Consider the following 20,731-nt stretch of genomic DNA (forward strand, 5'->3'; position numbering starts at 1 on the left):
AGATAAAAATACGGTTTTATACCGTATTTTTATTGCCTATCTTTCAATCATAACTCCATGAATAGACCTTAAATACCGCAAATCAAATTTATCCTTCATCGCTTCTGTGTATAATCAAATAAGACGATTATTTAGATGGATTATTATGCTTCAAATTCTCCAAAAACAACTTGATGAAAGTTCACAATGTCCTTTGTGTCGTGCATCTATGAATTGGATTGAAGCAGAAGAGTTCGATAAAGAAATTTATTATCACGAATGTATCAGTTGTTCACATAAAGTTTTTCAAGACGCTAAAACCAATTGCCATTGCGATACCTGCACATCGCAACGTAAAAAGCTCATGAAAGAAACCATGCAACAAGAACAACAAAAAATTAAGAAAAAAAGCAAAGATATTGTTGAATACGACCTTAACCATCTCAGTTTTTTAAATAAGTTATTTTTGCTTGGTTTATTAGATGAGTTAGTCGATGAACACACTGGACATCAAGAGTTTATAGATTGGGATCAACTTAAATACCGCCCAATCAGTCCGAATTATTTTTTTCAAAGCCACCTTGTCAAACAATTGGTGAAAGATAATATTTTAGTGGCTAAAGAGTTCAGTGATTCTGCCCAACAATATTATATAAATATACGTTTAGATGGATATTCAGAACCAAGCCTTTTCAGTATTACTCAACAATTGAGAAATTGGTTTTATCAAAATTTGGCTTTAGGTGTACCCTTCAAATCTTCCGATGAAGTGAAAGATACTTTACACCTTTTACTTTACCAAGAAATTGTACAATTCATGCAATTCTATTGCAGAACTTGGGGCGTACAAATTGCAGGAAATCTAAGTTTCCAAGCTTTTTGCTTCCGTCTAATGGAATCTCTTGCAGTGGGGCAAATTTATTATTTAATTCAAAATGCTTTGGAATACTTACATACACAAAAAGCATTACAGCCTCGAAATGAAAATTTCATTAATACAAATTTATTGAAAAAAACCTTACAGCAGTATCGTGAACGTGCCCTGACAGAAAAGTGGGAAACATCTACATTACCCCGCCCTCATAACATTCCACTGAGTAGAATGAGTGAAATTCTATTTTATAGATTTTTAGGCTACGACGAAAAAATCTTTTTCCAACCCTTCTGGCGCTCATGGAAAAAAATCGAGCCACGTTTGAAATTCTATTCGTTAAAACGTTGTATGTACTGTGGTTCAAATGAATTAACTGTCGATTATGATGCTGAAGATTACGTTTCTTTGTATTGCCGTAACTGCAAACATCAAGACCATTATTTCACTCATTAAGCACCCAGTTTTATAGAAATTATTGCGAGCTATAGATAAGTTATGAATGCTTCTGCCCAACTTAAAGCACAAATTTTAGATCAAGTCATTGAAGCTTGGACTCAATTACAAGCTCAACAACCACTAGTACACTGCATCACCAATAGCGTTGCAGCAAATTATGTTGCCAATATTCTTTTGGCCGCAGGCGCATCTCCCGCCATGATTGACAACCCTTTTGAGGCTGAAAGTTTTGCTAAAATTTCAGGTGCAATTAGCATTAATACAGGAACGCCCACATCTGAACAAACAGAAGCCATGAAAATTGCGGCAAAAACCTGTTTTGAAAACAATAAACCGTGGGTGCTTGACCCTGTTGGCTATAGCGCAATTTTAGCTTGGCGTTCTGAAACCGTGGATGAATTAGTTAAATATAAGCCAAGCATTATTCGAGGCAATGCATCTGAAATAAGTACGCTTGCAGGTAATCAAAATCAATCTAAAGGTGTCGATAGCACCTTAAATAGTGCTGATGTTTATACGCAAGCAAAAAGTTTACTCACTCAAACAGAATGTGTTGCCATTTCAGGTGAATCGGACTTTATTATTACAAAAGACCTTCAAGCTGTAGTGAAAATTAATGGCGGCTCTTTTTTACAACCTAAAGTAACTGCAACAGGTTGTGCCTTAGGTGCATTAATTGCAGCCTATTCAGCAATCACGCAACCGAGTATTGCTGCTATTACAGCGCATATTCACTTTGCAGTTGCAGGTAAACTAGCATTTGAGAAGACACAATCTGTAGGTGGTTTTAACGTCGCTTTTATAGATGAAATTTACACAATGAATGCAAAAAAACTTCAAGATTATGCAGATATTGAAATAATACAATAACTTATTTTATAAAGGCTGAATATTTAAGTTCAGCCTTTATCATTAGATATAACAGAGAGATCAATCATAAGTTCAATAGTTTTCAATCCACACATATGCACCTTTTGCCAATCAATCAATATTAAATCATCCGAATTCAGCTTAAAAATAATCAAGATTTGAGATAAATCGTCAGTTCTTTTTTCTTAAATCAAGAAGTCAAAAAATGGCATTTTGAACATCGATATATCCCAGACTTATTTTGGTTGTTCTCCATTTTATATTCATAAAATGTCAACATTGAAACAGAACCATTGATTTATCACTTAATTCACAACTATATCACTTAATCCAACACTCAACATAAAACACATAAATCATTGTTTTTAAGATTATATTTACAAAAACAATGTAATAAAATCTTAATTTTAAAATTTTATTTCAAATGTTAAAAGATAAAAAATAGACTTATTTTTCTTAAATATATCGAGTAAATCTGGGTAAAATTATTAGGCAATCCAATAAAACAAAATCACGATCACATTGAATTTTAATCTGCTTCATTTGAATACATTTAGGCTACATAATTTCAATTCATCATTTTCGCCAATTGTCCTACAATGTAAAAATTAGTAACAAATAGATAATTTGTCATTTTTTAACATTGCCATTTATCTGCAAAATTTACATTATATAGCCATGTTTTGGCACGACACTTCTGCGTCATTTAAAAGAAATTATAAAAAAAATGTAGAATTTTATGCCATAATTAGCAAACTTTGCAGAGATCTTGCAAAGTAACTTTGCAACTTATAATTGGAGCAAGCTGAATGAGTGCGACCATTTTGGTCATTCATGGACCGAATTTAAATTTATTGGGAAAGCGCGAACCTGAAGTTTATGGTTATCTTACTCTTGAAGATATCAACTTACAGCTCGCAAACCAAGCACAAAAAGCCTCTATTTCTTTAGACACTTTCCAAAGTAATTGGGAAGGTGCAATTGTGGATCGCATTCATCAAGCGAAACAAGACGGTACACAATTTATAATTATTAATCCAGCAGCACTTACACACACCTCGGTAGCGCTCAGAGATGCACTATTGGGTGTAGCAATACCTTTTGTTGAAGTTCATTTATCTAATGTACATGCACGTGAAGCATTCAGACATCACTCATATTTATCAGATAAAGCTGTTGGCGTCATTTGTGGCTTAGGTGCAAAAGGCTATGCCTCTGCTCTCGACTTTGCCATCGAAAAAATTCAATCTTCTACACAATCTTAAATTAGGAATACTGTCTCATGGATATCCGTAAAATCAAGAAACTCATCGATTTGATGATTGAGTCTGACTTACAGGCGATCGAAGTTAAAGAAGGTGATCAATCTATCGCTTTAACTCGTCGAAATCCGGTTGTCGCGGCAGCAGTTCCAGCAATGCCTACATCTTCTGTAGAAGCTGCTCCTGTTAAAAAGTCACCTCGCGGTGCTGTTGAAACATCGCCTATGGTTGGTGTTTTCTATACAGCAGCTAGCCCTGGTGAGCCAACATTTATCAAAGTAGGTCAAACCGTTTCTGCGGGTGATACTTTGGGTATTATCGAAGCAATGAAAATCATGAACCCAATTGAAGCAACTCAAAGTGGCGTGATTGAAGAAATTTTAGTTAAAAATGGCGAAGTGATTCAATTCGGTCAACCATTATTCCGCTACCGCGCTTAAGACCTCGGGGATTCACAATGTTGCAAAAAGTTTTAATTGCAAACCGTGGTGAAATTGCTTTACGCATTACACGCGCTTGCAAAACTTTAGGAATTAAAACCGTTGGTATTTATTCCGATGCCGATAAAGATCTCATGCATCTTCGTTTCTGTGATGAAGCAGTATGTATTGGTCCAGGTGCAAGTAGTGAAAGCTATTTAAACATCCCTGCGATTATTACTGCTGCTGAAATTACAGGTGCTGATGCCATTCACCCTGGTTATGGTTTCTTATCTGAAAATGCTGAATTTGCAGAAATTGTAGAGAACTCAGGTTTTACTTTCATTGGCCCTCGCCCTGAACATATTCGCCTAATGGGGAATAAAGTTTCGGCAATTACGGCAATGCGTAAAGCAGGTGTTCCTACAGTTCCTGGTTCTGCTCACGCAGTAACACCAACGAATGCAATGGCAGAAGCAAAAGAAATTGGCTTTCCATTGATCGTGAAAGCCGCTTCTGGCGGTGGTGGGCGTGGTATGCGTATTGTTGAAAGCGTAGATACATTACTCGAATCTGTTCAAGCCGCTCAACGTGATGCTGAAATGTGGTTCAGTGATGATACTGTCTATATGGAACGTTTTTTACAAAAGCCACGTCATGTAGAAGTGCAAGTTCTTGCAGATGGTAATGGTCATGCAATTCATTTATATGACCGTGACTGTTCATTACAACGTCGCCATCAAAAAGTATTAGAAGAAGCTCCTGCTCCAAACTTACCTGAAAAAGCTCGTGCAGATATTTTAGAAGCTTGCGTAAAAGCTTGTGAACTTATGCAGTACCGTGGCGCTGGTACATTTGAGTTCTTGTTTGAAGATGATGAATTCTTCTTTATTGAAATGAATACACGTGTTCAAGTTGAACATCCTGTGACTGAAATGGTGACAGGTATTGACATTATTGAGCAACAACTTCGAATTGCAGGCGGTCTCGGTTTAAACATTCAACAAAAGGATGTTCAAATTAAAGGGCATGCAATTGAATGTCGTATTAATGCAGAAGATCCAACAACTTTCCTACCATCTCCAGGGAAAATTGAGCATTTTTACACACCAGGCGGTGCAGGTATTCGTCTAGATTCTCATATCTATCAAGGTTATAGCATCCCTCCTTACTATGACTCAATGATTGCTAAACTTATTGCACATGGTAAAGATCGTGAAACGTCTATTGCACGTATGAAACAAGCTTTAGATGAAATGATTTTAACGGGAATTAAAACCAATATTCCGTTGCATAAAGATCTTATCTTGCAAGATAAAAACTTTTGCGAAAAAGCGATGGATATTCATTATCTAGAAAAGCATTTATTAAAACAGTTAGAAGGTCATCAAGATTAATATCTTCTAAATTGAATAAAAAAACCGCTTCTAGTAAGCGGTTTTTTTATATCTTGGATGGTTTTTTAATTAAGGTAAAACTCGCTGTAATGTTGCAAAACACTGTTCAGAATTTTCACTACTGCATAAACTTAATGTGCGATCATTTTTCCATTTCACAAAATACTGTGTAACTTCACCAGACTGATCTTCCTGAGTTCCTGAACAATCAACTTGATTATTATCATATTGAACTTGAAGTGTTAAAGCAGATAAATCTGAATCCGGATCAGGAGTAGGCTGATAGTCATAAACACCTGTTGACCACTCTTCTCCACTTTTGATTACAACATTGCTATTACTTTTAAAATTATAATATTCAGTACATTTATTTTTTTTATTTTGAATCCCCATTCCCCAAAGTCCAACGATTTCAGGTCTTGTTTGAATACGGATTGTATTTTCACTTATCGCTTGTGCAGCGCCTGTTTTTTGTTGCACTTCAGATGACTTTGTCGTTTCAGCATAAATAGTAGAACCATATAAATTAATCAACATTAACAATGCTATTCTTTTCATAACTTTTCAGAGATATTCCATTTACAATAAAGTTATCATATTTAAAAAAAAATGATATATTACAAATACAAATACAAACAATTTTATCCCTAATTTAAAAATAATTTTGTTTGTAGTATTTTATACATATCAATATATATAAAGAATTTTGATATAAAATATAAACATATACTTTAAATTTAACTTAATAATTAACATAAGTTTCTAGAGAGATCTGATTTGCAAGCTAAATTAGTCCAATTGACCAACAAACAAATTCAGCAATTCTCATTCATGTTTGTTGTTTTTACATTTGCGATTTTTATTGCAGCACTTCTTGGTATTTTTACACGGCCACTTGCTTACTCTGCATTCTTTTGGCCTGCAAATCCCATATTTTTAGGGCTTCTTATTCGATTTCCTAAAATGCGCAATGGCAGTGCCTTATTAGGTGCATTTGCTGGATATATGCTAGCAGACTTATTAACAGGCAATGAACTAGCTTTAACATTTATATTAACAATCACAAATTTTATCGCTGTTTTGACTACATTAAGCATTTTATTGTATGTAAAATCTAAACTTAGGTCCTTTAGTGGTGGCCCAGTTATTGTTTATCCATATATATTTGCACTCATTTGTGGCACATTTTTAGGTGCTCTATTTGCTATAAATACAATTCCATATGTACCGCATACATTTATGTCAACAAAACAATTAATGGTTGATTTTATAAATTGGTGGAGTGGCGAGTTTCTAAATGCTGTAATCGTATTACCGTTGGTATTAGCATTTCCGAAATTTATCGAAATTAAGAATTTTTTTACAGATAAACGTTCATTATCATTAAATGTTTTTGATACATTCCCATTTTTCGCAGTTATTCTATCCATGATATTAACCCATACTTATTATGGGCCTGGTGCATTACTGTATCCATTAGCAACATTAATATGGGCAGCTTCAGTTTATAGTCTTTTTAATATTGCAGTTATTAATAGTTTCGTTTGTTTAGCTTTATATCACAGTGTTTCATTTTTATATTTTTACGATACAACAAATTCATTTTTAAAAGAAATTACATCTATTCGTATAGGTTTAGCCATTCTTGGTTTAGCGACTATTATTCTATGTATTATTAGTCAAAATCGTAAATTACTTTTTAAAGAAGTTTATTATCTCGCAAATCATGACACTTTAACTGAAACCATGAATCGTCGAAGTTTTATTAAACTCAGTGAACGACTATTAAGCAATAAAAAATATAAACAAGCATGCTTTCTTATGTTAGATATAGATCACTTCAAAAATCTCAATGATGGCTATGGTCATTATGCTGGAGATATCGTTCTTAAAAAATTTGCAGAGCTTGTAAAAGAAAACTTAAGAAATGAAGACTTATTTTGTCGACATGGTGGCGAGGAATTTGTCGTTCTTTTAGCCAATGTAGACAAAGCTGAAGCTTTTATGATTGCTGAACGTATTCGAATACATCTTGCGCAAACAAGCATTAATATCCACCAACAACAGCCTATTCATATTACCGTGAGCATGGGTATTTCTCACACTCACTTACCCACAATTTTAGATTTACAACAACTTATCAATTCAGCCGATACAGCACTTTATCAAGCTAAAAACAATGGGCGAAATAATGTCGTTTTAGCTTGATATTCTAAATACTCATCACATTTTATTTATAAATTCAGACTACGTTTTTATAATGTGATTTGGCAAACCTTTTACAAAAAATAGCCCTATAATTGTAGATAAACCTGCAACTATAAAGATAACCGAACCTGTGAGTTGCACCCAATAATGCCCTGCTAAAAGACTACCTATTGCAACGCCAAGCCCCCACATTGTGCTATATATTGCCTGTCCTCTGCCTTGTTGTCCCATAGAAAAATTTTGAAAAATTACTCGCATTGCAATCATATGGAATAAACCAAAACTAAAGGCATGGATCATTTGTGCTGAAAATTGTGCCACAAAACTCGTTGAAAACACCCCAACAATCCCCCAACGTAGTCCTGTAAATAATAAGCAAAGTATCACTAAAAATCGCCAAGAATAGTGTTTAAAAAATACATGCGCATAAGCAAACATGATAATTTCAGCAACAACTCCCACAGACCATAAAAAACCGATTGATGATGTTTGAAAGCCTGAATGGCTTAAATAATTGCTATAGAAACTATAAAACGGCGCATGTGAAAACAGCATAATAAATTCAATAATAAAGAAAGAATACACAACTGGTTTTTTGAGTATTGGCAATAAAGGTTCTAATTTTTTCTGTGATGCGGGTGCCTTATTTGGCTCTTTAATCGTAAATGACCAAATAAATGCTAAAAATGCTATACATAATAATAAAATGGGCAACATAGAAATTGGAATAATTTCCAATAAGGCGCCTATTCCAAATACACCAACAATAAAACCAACAGAGCCCCATTTACGTACCTTCCCGTACAACTCTGTACGTTTCTCTGCTAACCAAAATAAAGTTACACCTTCGAACTGTGCCAAAATTGCATTTTGAAAGAAACTAAAAATAAGCATGAGCAATGCGACAGATTGAAAGTTATTTGGAATAATAAAAATTGAAAACCATACACATGCTTCCATCCATGTTGCTATACGTACTAACAACATTCTTTTGCCAGATTTATCCGCTATCCAGCCCCAAATAAAAGGTGCAAAAAAGCGTGTGATAATCGCTATGGATGACAACAGACCTATTTCTTGAAAATTAAAGCCCTGCTCTTCTAGATAAAGGCTCCAAAATGGCATGAATGTACCAACTATTGCATAGTAGAAGAAGTAAAAACCACTTAGACGATGATGAATTGCAAGAGCTTGCATATAATCTTAGTTCCATACAAATTCAATAACTTAAAAACAAACAAGTTGGCTTAACTTGTATTGAATTTGCCTAGTTTTCAATCCAACAATCTAAAAATAAATTAACAAGAGCTTTTCACTTTTAGACTATTTCATAAGGACGCTAATGTTATCATTTTTAAAATATTCTAAGGGACGAATAAACATGTCTCTCCCATTTTCTTATTCGTTACATACCTATCTTTTATCTTAACTTTAAATAGAAAAACTCCCCACAGGGAGCTTTCTAATAACATTTAAATCAGCTTACGAATTTTTAGTCCATAAACTAGATTGGTAGTCCTTTACGACATCAACAAAACTTTCTGGCAATAAATTTCTAAATAACTGAACCTCACCTGAAACAATTTGAACAATACGTTCAATGAGTTCATCAGGCTGATACTGTTTCAATGGAAACTTAAAGCTATCTTCTGTTAAACGAGTAAAGTTTTTTTGAGGGTTATACCATTTTTTCATTTCTTGCATTTGCGCATCATTAAAACCTGTGTCATATGGACCAGGGTTAACCAAAGAAACTTGAATATTATGATCTTTTAACTCTTCAGACATAACTTCAGCCATCGCTTCTAACGCATGCTTAGTCGCACAATATGGACCTGTCAGCGGCTTGGTGATAATACCTGCTATAGATGATATAAAAATGACTTTACCTGCAATACCTCGATGTACCATTTGCTGCACAATGCCCTGAGTAAGAGCTAATGTGGAAAATACATTAACCTCGAAATTTCTTCTAAAATACTCCATAGGAATTTCAGCCAATGGACCTGTTTCTGCAATACCTGCATTGTTGATTAATACATCAACATTCCATTTAAAAGCTTTCTCACGATCTAAAACATCCGAAATATCTAGCTTTTCAACAGTAAGTTCAACTTTATTTTCTAAAGCCGTTTGTTTTAATAATGCAACCTGCTCCAAAGAGTGAACTGTTGCAATAACCTGATAACCTTTGTTTGCTAAAGCAAGAGCCATCAATTTTCCTAAACCCGTTCCTGCACCTGTAACCAATATTTTATTCATTTTATTTAACCTTACTATTCAAAAAGAAATTCACACATCGTTTTGCTATTTCATAATCTTCATCTGCTGTTCCGCCTGATATCCCTATAGAACCATATAGCTCATCCTGTATAAAAATTGGGATACCACCTGCGATTGTTGTAAGTTTGCCATTACTCAATTCTATCGACCAAATTGGCATATTAGGTTGAGAAAGCTCTCTCAAAACATGAGTCGCAGCTTTAAATAAACAGGCAGTCTTAGCTTTGCGCATTGCTAAATCTATAGAGCCAAGCATCGAATTATCCATGCGTTCAAAAGCAATTAAATTTGCATGGGGATCATAAATAGCGACACAAATGTTCAATTGTTTTTGCGCGCAAAGCTTTAAAGAAAAATCAACAATCTGTTTTGATTCAGAGAGCGTAATCAATATCGTCCCATCCTGTTTAAATCAAATTAAAAATAAATAAGTACTTGAAAGTGATTAAATAGTATTTGATCGAATTACTCGGAACTAGTAGGATTTAATATAAAAGATTTTGAAGCTGTAGTTAAAAATGAAAAATTTAAAACGGATGGCAATTTTTACAAAGGTGATTGAACTAGGCTCAATGAGCGCTGCTGCAAAATTATTAGATATGTCGCCATCTGCCGTAAGTCAACAAATTCGTTATTTAGAAGAGGACAACAATGTCACGTTAATTCATCGCTCAACAAGAAAATTATCTTTAAGCGAAGCTGGAAAGCAATATTATTACTACTGTAAGCAACTTTGTGATGCTGCAGAAAACGCTCAAGCATTTTTAGATTCTGAAATTAAAGAACCTTCTGGAGAGCTTCGAATTTCAGCTCCTGTTGGTTTAGCAAGTTATTTTATAAGTAGCCTTAAAGATTGGGCTCAAAGACTACCTGATTTAACCATCACCCTACTCGTACTCGATCAACATATAGATTTAATTGAAAATAGAATAGACTTAGCTATACGCGTTGGCGAAATGCCTGACTCATCTTATATTGCAAGTAAAATTTCAGAAATGCATTTAAAACTTTATGCCTCGCCTTTTTGGATTAAGAATCACCCACCTATAAATCATCCAAAAGATTTGGCTAACGTTGATATTCTTCTTCTAGAGTCAACGAATTTGAAATTACCAATACTAAAATATTTTACCCATAAAGAATCACAGACTTATTACCCATTGGAAATAAAACCAAAATATATTATCAATAATATTAGTGTATTACGTGAAATGTGTGAACAAGCTTTTGGTGTTTGCGCATTAAGTACATTTGAAGCAGAACAAGCGGTTATTGATGGTAAACTTATTTCAATCTTGCCTGATTGGGATATAGGTATGATGAATGTTTGGGCTGTAATGCCACAACGAAATTCGCAATCGGCAAAAGTAACGCAAGCAATTACCCTCATAAAAGAAAAATTAACAACTAAATCATCTAACTAATTTTAGCCTATTTGGACTTATGTGATGATCATGTAACTGGTCATAATCACTATATTTATAATATTTTTTACATATTGAGTTAAATCATACTCATGAAGCATAGAAAAGAAAAATCTTGAAATATAAATAAGATATAAACATTTAGATCCTACATATCACCACAGATTCCTCTTAGGACTACCACAGTGTTAATGCTTTAAAGGCGCATATTAACTATTCAGCAATTAACGAAGAAGTATTCAAAATGTCTAATTTTAATGATTTTGCAAATAAAGCAACCAAGTTTAGTAATAGCACTCAACCTGTTAAGCAGACAGACTCAAAACCAAGTCAGACGCCAGCAACAACAACAGACAAACCCACTCAACCAGACAAGGTTGCTACTCCAGCTAAGTAACGCCTTCTTTTAATCAGTTGTTCACTTTATATTTTAAACTAACCTTGATCTCGCCTCGAAAGCGAGATTTTGTGTTTTATCTCATATAAATTATTCAAATGAATGCTAAATAAGGCTAGAAGTATCATACATCATCGCCTTAAATTATCATTACCTGAAATGATACAGCTATAAATGAGATGACTTTAATCACTCATTCACCACCTTAAAATAAACCGACTTATTTGAAGCAATTAAGAATAAAGAAACGATTCCCTTATTAAAATCATGTGTTTTTTTCAATCATCCCTGACCTGTATTTTATTTATATTAAGTGTATAGTATTTAAATCCTTAAAATATTTATGGAATAATTTTTATGCTTAAAAAATTCTTTGTTTTATTTGCAAGTTGTTTAGCGCTTGTACTTGTATTAGGTACCGTTTTTATTAAAGCTTTCAGCGACCATAATGTCGTTGAGTTTTGGATTTTATTAATGCTTCCTAGTTTTGGTGTACCCATATTGACCGCAGTGCTGATTAGCAAAACAGAAGAAGTTACAATCTAATAATCATTCATGTAAAAAAGCTCGCAATTTGCGAGCTTTTTTATTCTAAATTTTTGAATTTATAAAATCTGAATAATCAAAAATTAAGCCTGTGAAATCACTCTAACAATAATTGTCTGCGTGTCTTCCTGCTCTTCCGCTAGATAGACGCGCTTTTGCTCTTTCGACTTTACTTTGAATTGATGATTTTGAAAGGATATTACAGCAGGAATTTGATCGAAATACTGAGCATCGGCATCTATTTCTTCTTGAAATAATGGTGTTCCCAATTGGTAATCCATACTTTTTAATACAACATACTTCACTGTGGTTTTCATAAGATGTACCTACTTTCACTGAACACTTTATTTTTATTTTTACCACTGTTTAGCCCATGAAGAAACCTTTAATTTCAAAAATAGCTTAATCAATAATCAAATAGAGATCTATTTACTTTTTATATGAGTTAAAGTGCCTTGCTAAGTCTACCCATTAATCTTAAAGATAGTTCTTAAAACACAATAGCATTTTTAAGTGATTATTTTATTGAAGAAAATTATCCAATCAAACTAATGTATAAATCCCGAATAAATAAAAGCTCCCTATGGAGCTTTTATGATGTTAATGATTCAGTACATTATCGTACATCAATAGGTGGAACTTTGCGAAGTTCTGGTCCTGTATAATCTGCACTTGGACGAATAATACGGTTATCTGCACGTTGTTCCATGACATGAGCCGCCCAACCAGTTACGCGCGACATTACAAATATTGGTGTAAACAGTTTCGTTGCAATATCCATAAAATGATAAGCAGAAGCATGGAAGAAATCTGCATTACAGAATAATTTCTTCTCGCGCCACATCACTTCTTCACAGCGCACAGAAACAGGATATAAAACCGTATCACCTACATCTTTGGCTAATTTTTCAGACCAAATTTTAATGATGCCATTACGTGGATCATTGTCTTTATAAATGGCATGACCAAAGCCCATGATTTTTTCTTTACGTTCAAGCTTCCCTAACATTTCACGTTCAGCTTCATCGGCAGATGTCCAATTTTCAATCATTTCCATAGCAGCTTCGTTCGCACCACCATGTAAAGGTCCACGAAGCGAACCAATTGCACCTGTAATACATGAATGCATGTCCGATAATGTTGATGCACAAACACGTGCCGTAAATGTTGATGCATTAAATTCATGTTCTGCATACAGAATAAGTGAAACATTCATCACTTGTTCATGTAATGCATTTGGTTTTTCACCACGTAATAAATGCAGAAATTGTGCACCAATTGAATCATCATCTGTATTTTCATTTACACGAATACCATCGTGGCTATAACGATACCAATAACAAATAATGGCAGGCAAAGTCGCTAAAATACGATCTGCAACGTCTTGTTGGTCTGAAAAAGAAGCTTCTGTTTCCAAGTTACCTAGCATTGAAACACCTGTGCGCATCACATCCATTGGGTGTGAATTGGCAGGAATTCGCTCCAAAACTTCTTTTAATGCTTGTGGCAATGAACGTAAAGATTTTAACTTTGCTTTATAAGCTTCTAGTTCTTTTTTATTTGGTAATTCACCAAAGAAAATTAAATAGGCTACTTCTTCAAATTGGCAGTTTTCAGCAAGATCTTGCACATCGTAACCACGGTAGGTTAAACCCGCACCGCTTTTACCTACGGTAGATAAAGCCGTTTTTCCTGCAACTTGACCACGCAACCCTGCGCCTGTAAGTACTTTTCCTTCAGCCATTTTTTTAATTCTCCTGTTTAAACAGTTTATCTAAGGTATTTTCAAAGGTGTGATAATCTAAAAATTCATAGAGTTCTTTTCGTTGTTGCATTTTATCTAATACGTTGACCTGTGTTCCTTGGTCACGAACAGCACGCATCACTTCTAATGCTGCTTTTTGCATTGCACGTGTTGCAGAAAGTGGGTACAGCACCATGCGTAAACCTTGTTCTGCAAGTTCATCTACCGTGTAATACGGCGTATCACCAAATTCTGTGATATTTGCCAATACAGGTACGCCCACCGCATCACAAACCGTTCTGTACATGGTGATATCAGTCATAGCTTCAGCAAAAATAGCATCTGCACCTGCTTCGACACAGGCACAAGCGCGGTCAATCACGGCATTTAAGCCTTCTTTTTGCAAAGCATCTGTACGTGCCATAATCACAAAATTTGAATCAGTTTTGGCATCTACCGCGGCTTTTACACGATCTACCATTTCTTGTTGCGTCACGATTTCTTTATTTGGTCGATGTCCACAGCGTTTTTGTGCGACTTGATCTTCAATATGAACAGCAGCAGCACCCGCAGCAATCATTTGCTTCACAGTACGTGCAATATTAAATGCACCGCCCCATCCTGTATCAATATCGACCAATAATGGCGTATCTACACGTTCTGTAATACGACGAACATCTTCTAAAACATTGTCTAAACTAGTCATGCCTAAATCTGGTAGACCGTAAGAGTAGTTTGCAACTCCCGCACCCGATAAATAGATTGCTTTATACCCGACTTGCTTTGCCATCATTGCGGCATAAGCATTTACCGTACCCATAATTTGTAATGGTTTTTCTGCATCCAATGCTTGTCTAAATGCTAAACCTGCAGACTTTTGTTGTGTCATTGTCCTTTCCACAGTATCAATATTATTTATCGAGTCTTGAGTATATCTATAAATAATTTTTGATCTATCCCACTATGGAATAAATACTCTAAAACTTTAGTCACAAGATAGATGAATATTCATGCAAATATATTGTCGATATATACCCCATATGAAAAGCCATGCTTTATATAATATTTGGTATAATTCTATTTAGACTCGCTAAATGATGATGCTAATGCTCAATACTTTTCAGTTTCAACAATCTGTTCATGATGTTCCACAAACAAAACGTGGTCATGAACGTTGTGTCGCACTTCTTGAAAGCGCAACTGAATTGTTTTTAAGTCGTGGCTACGACGCCGTTTCTTTAGACGACATTGTGAATCATGCGGGTGGTTCAAAAGCATCTATTTATAAATTTTTTGGCAATAAAGATGGTTTGTTTAAAGCGATTTGTGATTATCGACGTATCCAATTTTTTAAAGATATTAGTCGGACTTGCGATCAAAATTCCATGGATTTACGCACCAATTTAATTACTACATTACTCAACTTTTATGAGCACATCCAAAAACCAGAAAATGCATCTTTCATGAAACTGATTATGGAACAAGGTCAGCGTAACCCAGATATTGCACGGCATATTCATGAAAATGGTCCACTTAAAATTCAACAAGTGGTTGCAGACAGCTTAAAACAAGCGCATGAAAATGGTCTATTGTTTTGTGAAAACCCAATTTATTCAGCGCAATTGTATTTTGGAATTTTACGTAATTTAGAATGGCGTATTATTATTGGCGTTCCACTCGATCAAAATGATCAGGAAGTACTCAACTACGTGAATTATGCTGTAGATCGCTTCTTAGACGGTCATCAAAAGCGCTAGTTTTTTTGCATTTTTGTATGCTTATGGTATAGAGTGTTCGATTCTCCTTTTTTCATCAACCAACCAACAACTAATTGTTGTTTCTATTCAGCAATTATTGTGGAGTAACCATGGCTCTACGTCACTTTCTTACTTTACGCGACTTATCTACTCTAGAACTTAACCAAATTATCCAGCGTGGTATTGAGCTCAAGCGAAAGCAGCATAACAATGAAGTTTTCCAACCTTTTGTTGGTAAAGTCATGGGCATGATTTTTGAAAAATCGAGTACTCGTACACGTGTATCTTTTGAAGCAGGTATGAGCCAATTTGGCGGTAGCGCAATTTTCCTTTCTTCACGTGACTCTCAATTGGGTCGTGGTGAGCCTGTTGAAGATTCTGCTCGTGTCATTTCAAGCATGCTTGATATTGTAATGATTCGTACTTTTGGTCATGACATTGTTGAACGTTTTGCTTCTTATTCAAAAGTTCCAGTCATTAATGCCTTAACGGATGATCATCACCCTTGCCAACTTTTAGCTGACGTTCAAACTTATGTTGAACATCGTGGTTCGATTGAAGGTAAAACGGTTGCTTGGATTGGTGACGGCAACAACATGTGTAATTCTTATATTGAAGCTGCACATATGTGGGGCTTTAAGTTAAAAATTGCTGCGCCTAAAGGTTACGAGCCTCAAGATAAATTCTTGGCTGAATTTGCACATTGTGTAGAGCTTGTAGATTCTGCTGAAGATGCTGCTGTGAATGCTGACCTAATCGTGACTGATGTTTGGGCGAGCATGGGACAAGAAGAAGAGCAAAAAATTCGTGAAAAGGCATTTGCCGATTTCCAAGTCAATGAAAAATTGATGGATTTGGCTCACCCAGATTGTTTATTCATGCACTGCTTGCCTGCGCACCGTGGTGAAGAAATTTCTGAAAATATGCTAGAGCATAAAAATGCTGTGGTTTGGGATGAAGCTGAAAACCGCTTACATGCTCAAAAAGCTTTAGTTGAATTTTTATTAAATGAAAATTTAAAGAAAGACTAAAAAATTGCTGTAAAAAAGCCCCGAATTCGGGGCTTTTTTTCTTTATAAACATATTTTAAAACAATTACATAAACTCTCTTAATTAAAAATTATGGTTTTATATTTAATTTTTTTAATACATGATCAGGTAAAAAACTTTTATCTATGCTTATTTCTAGCTTAGTTGTTTCACCTTCGTCTTTATTAACCATCAGAGAGACACTTGTAATTTTGATAATTTTAAAACAAGCTAATAATCCCTTATCCATGGTTAGAAAATCACAATTATACGTCTCTGAAAAGCGTACCATATGGTTTCCTAGTCTTGTTATTACTGCAATATCAGCATAAGCATTATGTGAGTTTTTATCTTTTGGTTTCAAAATTTGTAATGCTTCTGACTTTCCGTAAACCGCTCCAATCGTTAATATTACAACTAAATATTGAGGTTGCATATTTATTGTTTTTGCATATTCAATTAACTTATCAGTAAATTCAGCTCTAATTTTCGGGGGAATACTTGAGTTTTCATTATAAGAGCCCCATAAATTAAAAAAAATATTTAAATAACTAACGTATAAAGCCTCGTCTGACTCAATATACCCCCTACTTAAAACATCCGAACTTAACTCAGATCTTTTTTCAAAAAAAGCTATATCCGTATTAGCATGTTTAAAGAAACCTTTTAAAATGTTTATTTCTTCAATGATAGTTTGTGATTTCTCTACTAAAGTTTCTTTTCTCCCCCTTCTACCTTCAATGATAGATAACATCAAACTAACCATATTGGTTGATTTATCAATACTTTTTAATCTACTTTGCATTTCAATTTCATTAGGCTTCGATAATTGCTTATCTTCCTGTAAAGTATGAATAAGTTGTAATACATTCTTATCTAAAAAATAAAGTGTGCCACGTGGCTTTCTAAAATTTCTCCAATTAATTTCAAATAAGTTCACAATTTAGTTTCCAAATTAATAAGTTTAAATTATTTCTTAATAGTTTATATTTTAGCTCACAATTCAAATTTGATATTTAATCAATGTTTCATTCACTAAATTAAACCTATTAACTACTCCACAAACAAAAGCGCCAAACAAACTTGCTCATAATCTAATTTAGGGCTTGTTAATTACACAATCGGACGAAGTTTAATAGAACCAATTTAAACAGCAATAATCCTGTCTTTCCCCTTGTTTTTAGCTTCATACAAAGCTATGTCGGCACGTTTAAGCGTATCTTTGTATGAACGATCTTCAGGCAATATAGTGGTCACGCCTATGCTAGCTGTAACAAGTTCATCATCTACAGAAAACTGGCTTAACTCTTTTCTAGTACAGTCATGTATCCGTTTGGCAAGCTGAATTGCCTGCTCATACCCAGTATTAGGCAAAATAACCACAAACTCATCACCACCTAAGCGACATGCACAATCAGTCTTTCGAATTGTCAAACGAAGAACATCTGCTACTGCTTGAATTGCTTCATCCCCCACATGATGCCCCCGACTATCATTAATTTTTTTTAGGTTATCGAGATCGAACATCAAGATGGAGGTCGGCACTAAATGTCGTACGTATGACTCATAATGTAGTGTCAAGTCATGCTCAAGTTTTCTACGGTTGAAAAGCCCCGTTAATTGATCGGTATGACCCAGTTCTCTCAGTCTAATTTCCAAATCGTGTCGTTTTGAAATATTACTTGCAACCCAGAGTACAACTTCTTCGTCTTCCACCAAAAAACTCAGGGCTTGGATGCGTACTTCAAACCAAATTGGTGCTTCAGGGCCATAATCGGGTAGACCTTTCACATCCCTATTGCTCAACTCATATTCTTCAATAAGAAGCTTTTTAGACTCTAGCGCTTGGCTAATGAGTTTCATAAACAAGTTGGCTTTATCAGGCTTTATCATATCCGATATATATCGACCAACGAGACTGGAGCCATCATGGTAATAGCGCTTATCACGACCACCAAATACCGCAACATATTTTCCACTTCGGGTCAGAATAAAGGCAGGATCTGGCAAAGTATCCAGAATAATGGCCATCTGCTCAACGTTGATCATGAAGCATGTCTTCTGCTTGAGTTACAATATGTAACATATTAGTTAAATGAGAATATAAATGCACGATTTTTTTTTCGCCAAAATTTAAATTTTTAATGAGATAGCTTTTCTAAAATCAACTTAATACAGCCATACGGAATACTTTTTTATTTTCTTTTAAATCAAATCACTATCACATAAAAAAGCCTAGATACATCTTTCTAGGCTTTTTAAATATTTTATCTATGTTTCACGTTTACGATTTTAATAAAGTTTCATTGTACTTAATTCATCTATACCAAACTTAGGCTATTTAACAAATAACAATGCCAAACGAACTTGGTCATAACCCAATTTAGGACTTGTTAAATCTACAATCGGACGAAGTTTAATAGAACCATCATCATTAAAATGATTTGAATCTTTACGCTTCATTAAACGCTTATAAATTTTACGCACTTGCTCAACGACTTCTTCACCTGGGCTTGCCACAGAAATATCTAACCCCTGCTCTTTATGCAAACGCCCTAAATGATTAATAATGGTTGCAGGCGTTAAACCACGCTCAACCGCAATATCTTGAATTTCATAACCATCAACAAAGAGTGCTTTCGTTTCATCTAAAGTTGCAGCAGCGTAATTGGTTTTACCCCCTGTTTTCGCTATTTTTTTCTCATTACGCTCAATTTCAACTTCATTTAACGTACCACCACAATGACGAATAAACGCCTTATGTTGCGGAGTTAAATCAATCTCTTGATAATGTGTTTCTGCTTCATCAGAAAGCTCTTGAAAACGTCGATCTGCTTTAATGGCTAAACTATCTAACTCTAAAGCCTGTTCATTAAAACCAAGCAAACGTAAGCCATCTAAGCTTTTTAAACGAGACAATGCAACATAGCCTTGCCCATTTTCAAAGGTATGACTTAAATTAATTTCAGCGGCTTCTAAAGTCATCCCTTGAGATTTATGAATGGTAATTGCCCAAGCCAAACGTAAAGGAATTTGCGAAAAACTGGCAATGGTTTTGCCTGCATCGTTATCTACAGACCATGTTTCAGGCTCGACCAATAAAGTCGTACCATCTGTTAGTTTTACTTTAGGTAAACAGCCATATTCATCATCTTCTTCAAAACCAATAACTTCACCCAAACTACCGTTAATGTAGCCCATGTCAAAATTGTTCTTTACGAACATGACTTTGGCATTTTTCTTTAAAGTTAAATTCTCAGGCGCACGTACGGAAGATTTTAAAGTATCAATAAGTTTGTCGTTGCCATCACATTGCGCATCAAACTGACGACCATCATTTTCAATTTCATTCAAATGCTTAAAGTTGATGGTGTCGACATCCATATTGTGCGTATATAAACGTGTGAACGTATCGCCAATATCTTGATCGCGCGTATTAATTAAAGCTTGTTTGTGTTCTTGGCTGATGGATTGGCTACGAATGGCATTTAAAATATCGTTTAAATAGTCGTTGCCTTGACGATGCTGCTCGGTTAAATAGCAAACTCGGAACTTAGCTTCAACCCACGCTTCCGACATAAAACAAAATTTATCTCGGTTACGTTCATCGTTGCGACCTACAGGCGGTAACTGGAAAAAATCACCCGCAACAATCACTTGAATTCCACCAAAAGCTTCATCACTTTCTTTAAAAAATTTTAGAACTTTATTTACCAAGTTCAGTTGTTTGGCGTGAAGCATGGAAATTTCATCAATAATTAAAACTTGGGCATTTTCTAAATGCTCTTTTAAATATTTGCGTTCTTTTAAACGTTTCAGCTCATCTTCTGAAATCGCATCTTTAATACCAATCCCTGCCCATGTATGAATGGTCATACCATTCATATGTGTCGCAGCAATACCTGTAGAAGCCGTAATAGCCACAGTCACTTTGCGAGCTTTCAAATAATTAATATATTGATTAAGCGTATAGGTTTTCCCCGCACCAGCCGATCCTGTTAAAAATACGTTCTCACCGGCTTTTAATAACTTCAGTGCAGTTTCTTGTTTCATAAGACCTATAACCATAAATGAACCGCTATAGCC

21 protein-coding genes are annotated in these 20,731 nt (G+C 34.8%); 11 read left to right on the forward strand and 10 right to left on the reverse strand.

Annotated features, from left to right (window positions below; translation table 11 throughout):
* The first annotated feature begins 142 nt into the window (after positions 1 to 142).
* The 5 genes from GTK57_RS13435 (at position 143) to accC (ending at position 5,257) form a co-directional block, all read left to right on the forward strand.
* Entirely contained in the window at positions 143 to 1,306 is a 1,164-nt protein-coding gene (locus GTK57_RS13435; protein WP_171522173.1) for a hypothetical protein, read from the forward strand.
* Between the two features lie 42 nt (positions 1,307 to 1,348).
* Entirely contained in the window at positions 1,349 to 2,179 is an 831-nt protein-coding gene (gene thiM / locus GTK57_RS13440; protein ID WP_152875654.1) for a hydroxyethylthiazole kinase, read from the forward strand.
* An 809-nt stretch (positions 2,180 to 2,988) separates the two neighbouring features.
* On the forward strand, positions 2,989 to 3,444 hold the full coding sequence (gene aroQ, locus GTK57_RS13445) for a type II 3-dehydroquinate dehydratase (RefSeq protein ID WP_152875655.1): 456 nt from the start codon (positions 2,989 to 2,991) through the stop codon (positions 3,442 to 3,444).
* A 17-nt stretch (positions 3,445 to 3,461) separates the two neighbouring features.
* Positions 3,462 to 3,881 carry an acetyl-CoA carboxylase biotin carboxyl carrier protein gene (gene accB / locus GTK57_RS13450; protein ID WP_152875657.1) on the forward strand — a complete coding sequence of 140 codons (420 nt, stop codon included), beginning with the start codon at positions 3,462 to 3,464 and terminating at the stop codon, positions 3,879 to 3,881.
* A gap of 17 nt (positions 3,882 to 3,898) precedes the next feature.
* Positions 3,899 to 5,257 carry an acetyl-CoA carboxylase biotin carboxylase subunit gene (gene accC / locus GTK57_RS13455; protein WP_152875659.1) on the forward strand — a complete coding sequence of 453 codons (1,359 nt, stop codon included), beginning with the start codon at positions 3,899 to 3,901 and terminating at the stop codon, positions 5,255 to 5,257.
* A gap of 69 nt (positions 5,258 to 5,326) precedes the next feature.
* Here accC and GTK57_RS13460 read toward each other — a convergent pair whose 3' ends face one another.
* Complete coding sequence (locus GTK57_RS13460; RefSeq protein WP_152875661.1) at positions 5,327 to 5,815, reverse strand: hypothetical protein; 489 nt, start codon at positions 5,813 to 5,815, stop codon at positions 5,327 to 5,329.
* 273 nt (positions 5,816 to 6,088) lie between these two features.
* Here GTK57_RS13460 and GTK57_RS13465 point away from each other — a divergent pair, with 273 nt between their 5' ends.
* Positions 6,089 to 7,465 carry a GGDEF domain-containing protein gene (locus GTK57_RS13465; protein WP_152875663.1) on the forward strand — a complete coding sequence of 459 codons (1,377 nt, stop codon included), beginning with the start codon at positions 6,089 to 6,091 and terminating at the stop codon, positions 7,463 to 7,465.
* Between the two features lie 39 nt (positions 7,466 to 7,504).
* Here the strand turns inward: GTK57_RS13465 and GTK57_RS13470 are convergent, their stop codons facing one another.
* From GTK57_RS13470 to GTK57_RS13480, 3 genes are all read right to left on the reverse strand, one after another.
* Positions 7,505 to 8,662 (reverse strand): MFS transporter, encoded by a 1,158-nt coding sequence (locus GTK57_RS13470; RefSeq protein ID WP_163124106.1) that lies wholly within the window; start codon positions 8,660 to 8,662, stop codon positions 7,505 to 7,507.
* Between the two features lie 285 nt (positions 8,663 to 8,947).
* A complete protein-coding gene (locus tag GTK57_RS13475) occupies positions 8,948 to 9,727 on the reverse strand; it encodes an SDR family oxidoreductase (protein WP_163124109.1) in 780 nt (259 codons plus the stop codon).
* A 1-nt stretch (position 9,728) separates the two neighbouring features.
* Complete coding sequence (locus tag GTK57_RS13480) at positions 9,729 to 10,139, reverse strand: GlcG/HbpS family heme-binding protein (protein ID WP_152875668.1); 411 nt, start codon at positions 10,137 to 10,139, stop codon at positions 9,729 to 9,731.
* A gap of 127 nt (positions 10,140 to 10,266) precedes the next feature.
* Between GTK57_RS13480 and GTK57_RS13485 the strand changes: the two genes are divergently transcribed.
* From GTK57_RS13485 to GTK57_RS13495, 3 genes are all read left to right on the forward strand, one after another.
* Positions 10,267 to 11,172 carry a LysR family transcriptional regulator gene (locus GTK57_RS13485; RefSeq protein ID WP_163124112.1) on the forward strand — a complete coding sequence of 302 codons (906 nt, stop codon included), beginning with the start codon at positions 10,267 to 10,269 and terminating at the stop codon, positions 11,170 to 11,172.
* Positions 11,173 to 11,416: 244 nt separating this feature from the next.
* Positions 11,417 to 11,569 carry a hypothetical protein gene (locus GTK57_RS13490; protein ID WP_163124115.1) on the forward strand — a complete coding sequence of 51 codons (153 nt, stop codon included), beginning with the start codon at positions 11,417 to 11,419 and terminating at the stop codon, positions 11,567 to 11,569.
* 357 nt (positions 11,570 to 11,926) lie between these two features.
* Positions 11,927 to 12,115 carry a hypothetical protein gene (locus tag GTK57_RS13495; RefSeq protein ID WP_152875672.1) on the forward strand — a complete coding sequence of 63 codons (189 nt, stop codon included), beginning with the start codon at positions 11,927 to 11,929 and terminating at the stop codon, positions 12,113 to 12,115.
* A gap of 83 nt (positions 12,116 to 12,198) precedes the next feature.
* On the opposite strand, the gene GTK57_RS13500 is transcribed toward GTK57_RS13495, so the two are convergent.
* The 3 genes from GTK57_RS13500 to prpB form a co-directional block, all read right to left on the reverse strand.
* Positions 12,199 to 12,432 carry a hypothetical protein gene (locus tag GTK57_RS13500; protein WP_152875674.1) on the reverse strand — a complete coding sequence of 78 codons (234 nt, stop codon included), beginning with the start codon at positions 12,430 to 12,432 and terminating at the stop codon, positions 12,199 to 12,201.
* A 299-nt stretch (positions 12,433 to 12,731) separates the two neighbouring features.
* Positions 12,732 to 13,859, reverse strand: coding sequence for a bifunctional 2-methylcitrate synthase/citrate synthase (prpC, locus tag GTK57_RS13505; protein WP_163124118.1), 1,128 nt, complete (start codon positions 13,857 to 13,859; stop codon positions 12,732 to 12,734).
* Positions 13,860 to 13,863: 4 nt separating this feature from the next.
* On the reverse strand, positions 13,864 to 14,748 hold the full coding sequence (gene prpB / locus GTK57_RS13510) for a methylisocitrate lyase (RefSeq protein ID WP_163124121.1): 885 nt from the start codon (positions 14,746 to 14,748) through the stop codon (positions 13,864 to 13,866).
* Between the two features lie 217 nt (positions 14,749 to 14,965).
* Between prpB and GTK57_RS13515 the strand changes: the two genes are divergently transcribed.
* Both GTK57_RS13515 and argF read left to right on the forward strand, forming a co-directional pair.
* Positions 14,966 to 15,616 (forward strand): TetR/AcrR family transcriptional regulator, encoded by a 651-nt coding sequence (locus tag GTK57_RS13515; RefSeq protein ID WP_152875679.1) that lies wholly within the window; start codon positions 14,966 to 14,968, stop codon positions 15,614 to 15,616.
* A gap of 110 nt (positions 15,617 to 15,726) precedes the next feature.
* A complete protein-coding gene (argF, locus tag GTK57_RS13520) occupies positions 15,727 to 16,647 on the forward strand; it encodes an ornithine carbamoyltransferase (protein WP_163124124.1) in 921 nt (306 codons plus the stop codon).
* 89 nt (positions 16,648 to 16,736) lie between these two features.
* Here argF and GTK57_RS13525 read toward each other — a convergent pair whose 3' ends face one another.
* From GTK57_RS13525 to GTK57_RS13535, 3 genes are all read right to left on the reverse strand, one after another.
* Positions 16,737 to 17,585: a hypothetical protein gene (locus GTK57_RS13525; RefSeq protein WP_163124127.1), complete on the reverse strand. Its 849-nt coding sequence runs from the start codon at positions 17,583 to 17,585 to the stop codon at positions 16,737 to 16,739.
* Between the two features lie 206 nt (positions 17,586 to 17,791).
* Positions 17,792 to 18,694: a GGDEF domain-containing protein gene (locus tag GTK57_RS13530; protein ID WP_163124145.1), complete on the reverse strand. Its 903-nt coding sequence runs from the start codon at positions 18,692 to 18,694 to the stop codon at positions 17,792 to 17,794.
* A 288-nt stretch (positions 18,695 to 18,982) separates the two neighbouring features.
* Complete coding sequence (locus GTK57_RS13535) at positions 18,983 to 20,698, reverse strand: AAA family ATPase (RefSeq protein ID WP_163124148.1); 1,716 nt, start codon at positions 20,696 to 20,698, stop codon at positions 18,983 to 18,985.
* Positions 20,699 to 20,731: the final 33 nt, after the last annotated feature.

It is taken from the genome of Acinetobacter portensis (assembly GCF_010646905.1).
Lineage (GTDB): Bacteria > Pseudomonadota > Gammaproteobacteria > Pseudomonadales > Moraxellaceae > Acinetobacter > Acinetobacter portensis.

Coding starts and splice junctions, on each gene's coding strand:
- prpC (WP_163124118.1), bottom strand. CDS start 13,859: ATGGCTGAAGGAAAAGTACTTACAGGCGCAGGGTTGCGTGGTCAAGTT.
- aroQ (WP_152875655.1), top strand. CDS start 2,989: ATGAGTGCGACCATTTTGGTCATTCATGGACCGAATTTAAATTTATTG.
- GTK57_RS13515 (WP_152875679.1), top strand. CDS start 14,966: ATGCTCAATACTTTTCAGTTTCAACAATCTGTTCATGATGTTCCACAA.
- GTK57_RS13470 (WP_163124106.1), bottom strand. CDS start 8,662: ATGCAAGCTCTTGCAATTCATCATCGTCTAAGTGGTTTTTACTTCTTC.
- GTK57_RS13460 (WP_152875661.1), bottom strand. CDS start 5,815: ATGAAAAGAATAGCATTGTTAATGTTGATTAATTTATATGGTTCTACT.
- GTK57_RS13535 (WP_163124148.1), bottom strand. CDS start 20,698: ATGAAACAAGAAACTGCACTGAAGTTATTAAAAGCCGGTGAGAACGTA.
- GTK57_RS13490 (WP_163124115.1), top strand. CDS start 11,417: ATGTCTAATTTTAATGATTTTGCAAATAAAGCAACCAAGTTTAGTAAT.
- GTK57_RS13475 (WP_163124109.1), bottom strand. CDS start 9,727: ATGAATAAAATATTGGTTACAGGTGCAGGAACGGGTTTAGGAAAATTG.
- GTK57_RS13530 (WP_163124145.1), bottom strand. CDS start 18,694: ATGATCAACGTTGAGCAGATGGCCATTATTCTGGATACTTTGCCAGAT.
- prpB (WP_163124121.1), bottom strand. CDS start 14,748: ATGACACAACAAAAGTCTGCAGGTTTAGCATTTAGACAAGCATTGGAT.
- thiM (WP_152875654.1), top strand. CDS start 1,349: ATGAATGCTTCTGCCCAACTTAAAGCACAAATTTTAGATCAAGTCATT.
- argF (WP_163124124.1), top strand. CDS start 15,727: ATGGCTCTACGTCACTTTCTTACTTTACGCGACTTATCTACTCTAGAA.
- accB (WP_152875657.1), top strand. CDS start 3,462: ATGGATATCCGTAAAATCAAGAAACTCATCGATTTGATGATTGAGTCT.
- GTK57_RS13495 (WP_152875672.1), top strand. CDS start 11,927: ATGCTTAAAAAATTCTTTGTTTTATTTGCAAGTTGTTTAGCGCTTGTA.
- GTK57_RS13465 (WP_152875663.1), top strand. CDS start 6,089: ATGTTTGTTGTTTTTACATTTGCGATTTTTATTGCAGCACTTCTTGGT.
- GTK57_RS13500 (WP_152875674.1), bottom strand. CDS start 12,432: ATGAAAACCACAGTGAAGTATGTTGTATTAAAAAGTATGGATTACCAA.
- GTK57_RS13485 (WP_163124112.1), top strand. CDS start 10,267: ATGAAAAATTTAAAACGGATGGCAATTTTTACAAAGGTGATTGAACTA.
- accC (WP_152875659.1), top strand. CDS start 3,899: ATGTTGCAAAAAGTTTTAATTGCAAACCGTGGTGAAATTGCTTTACGC.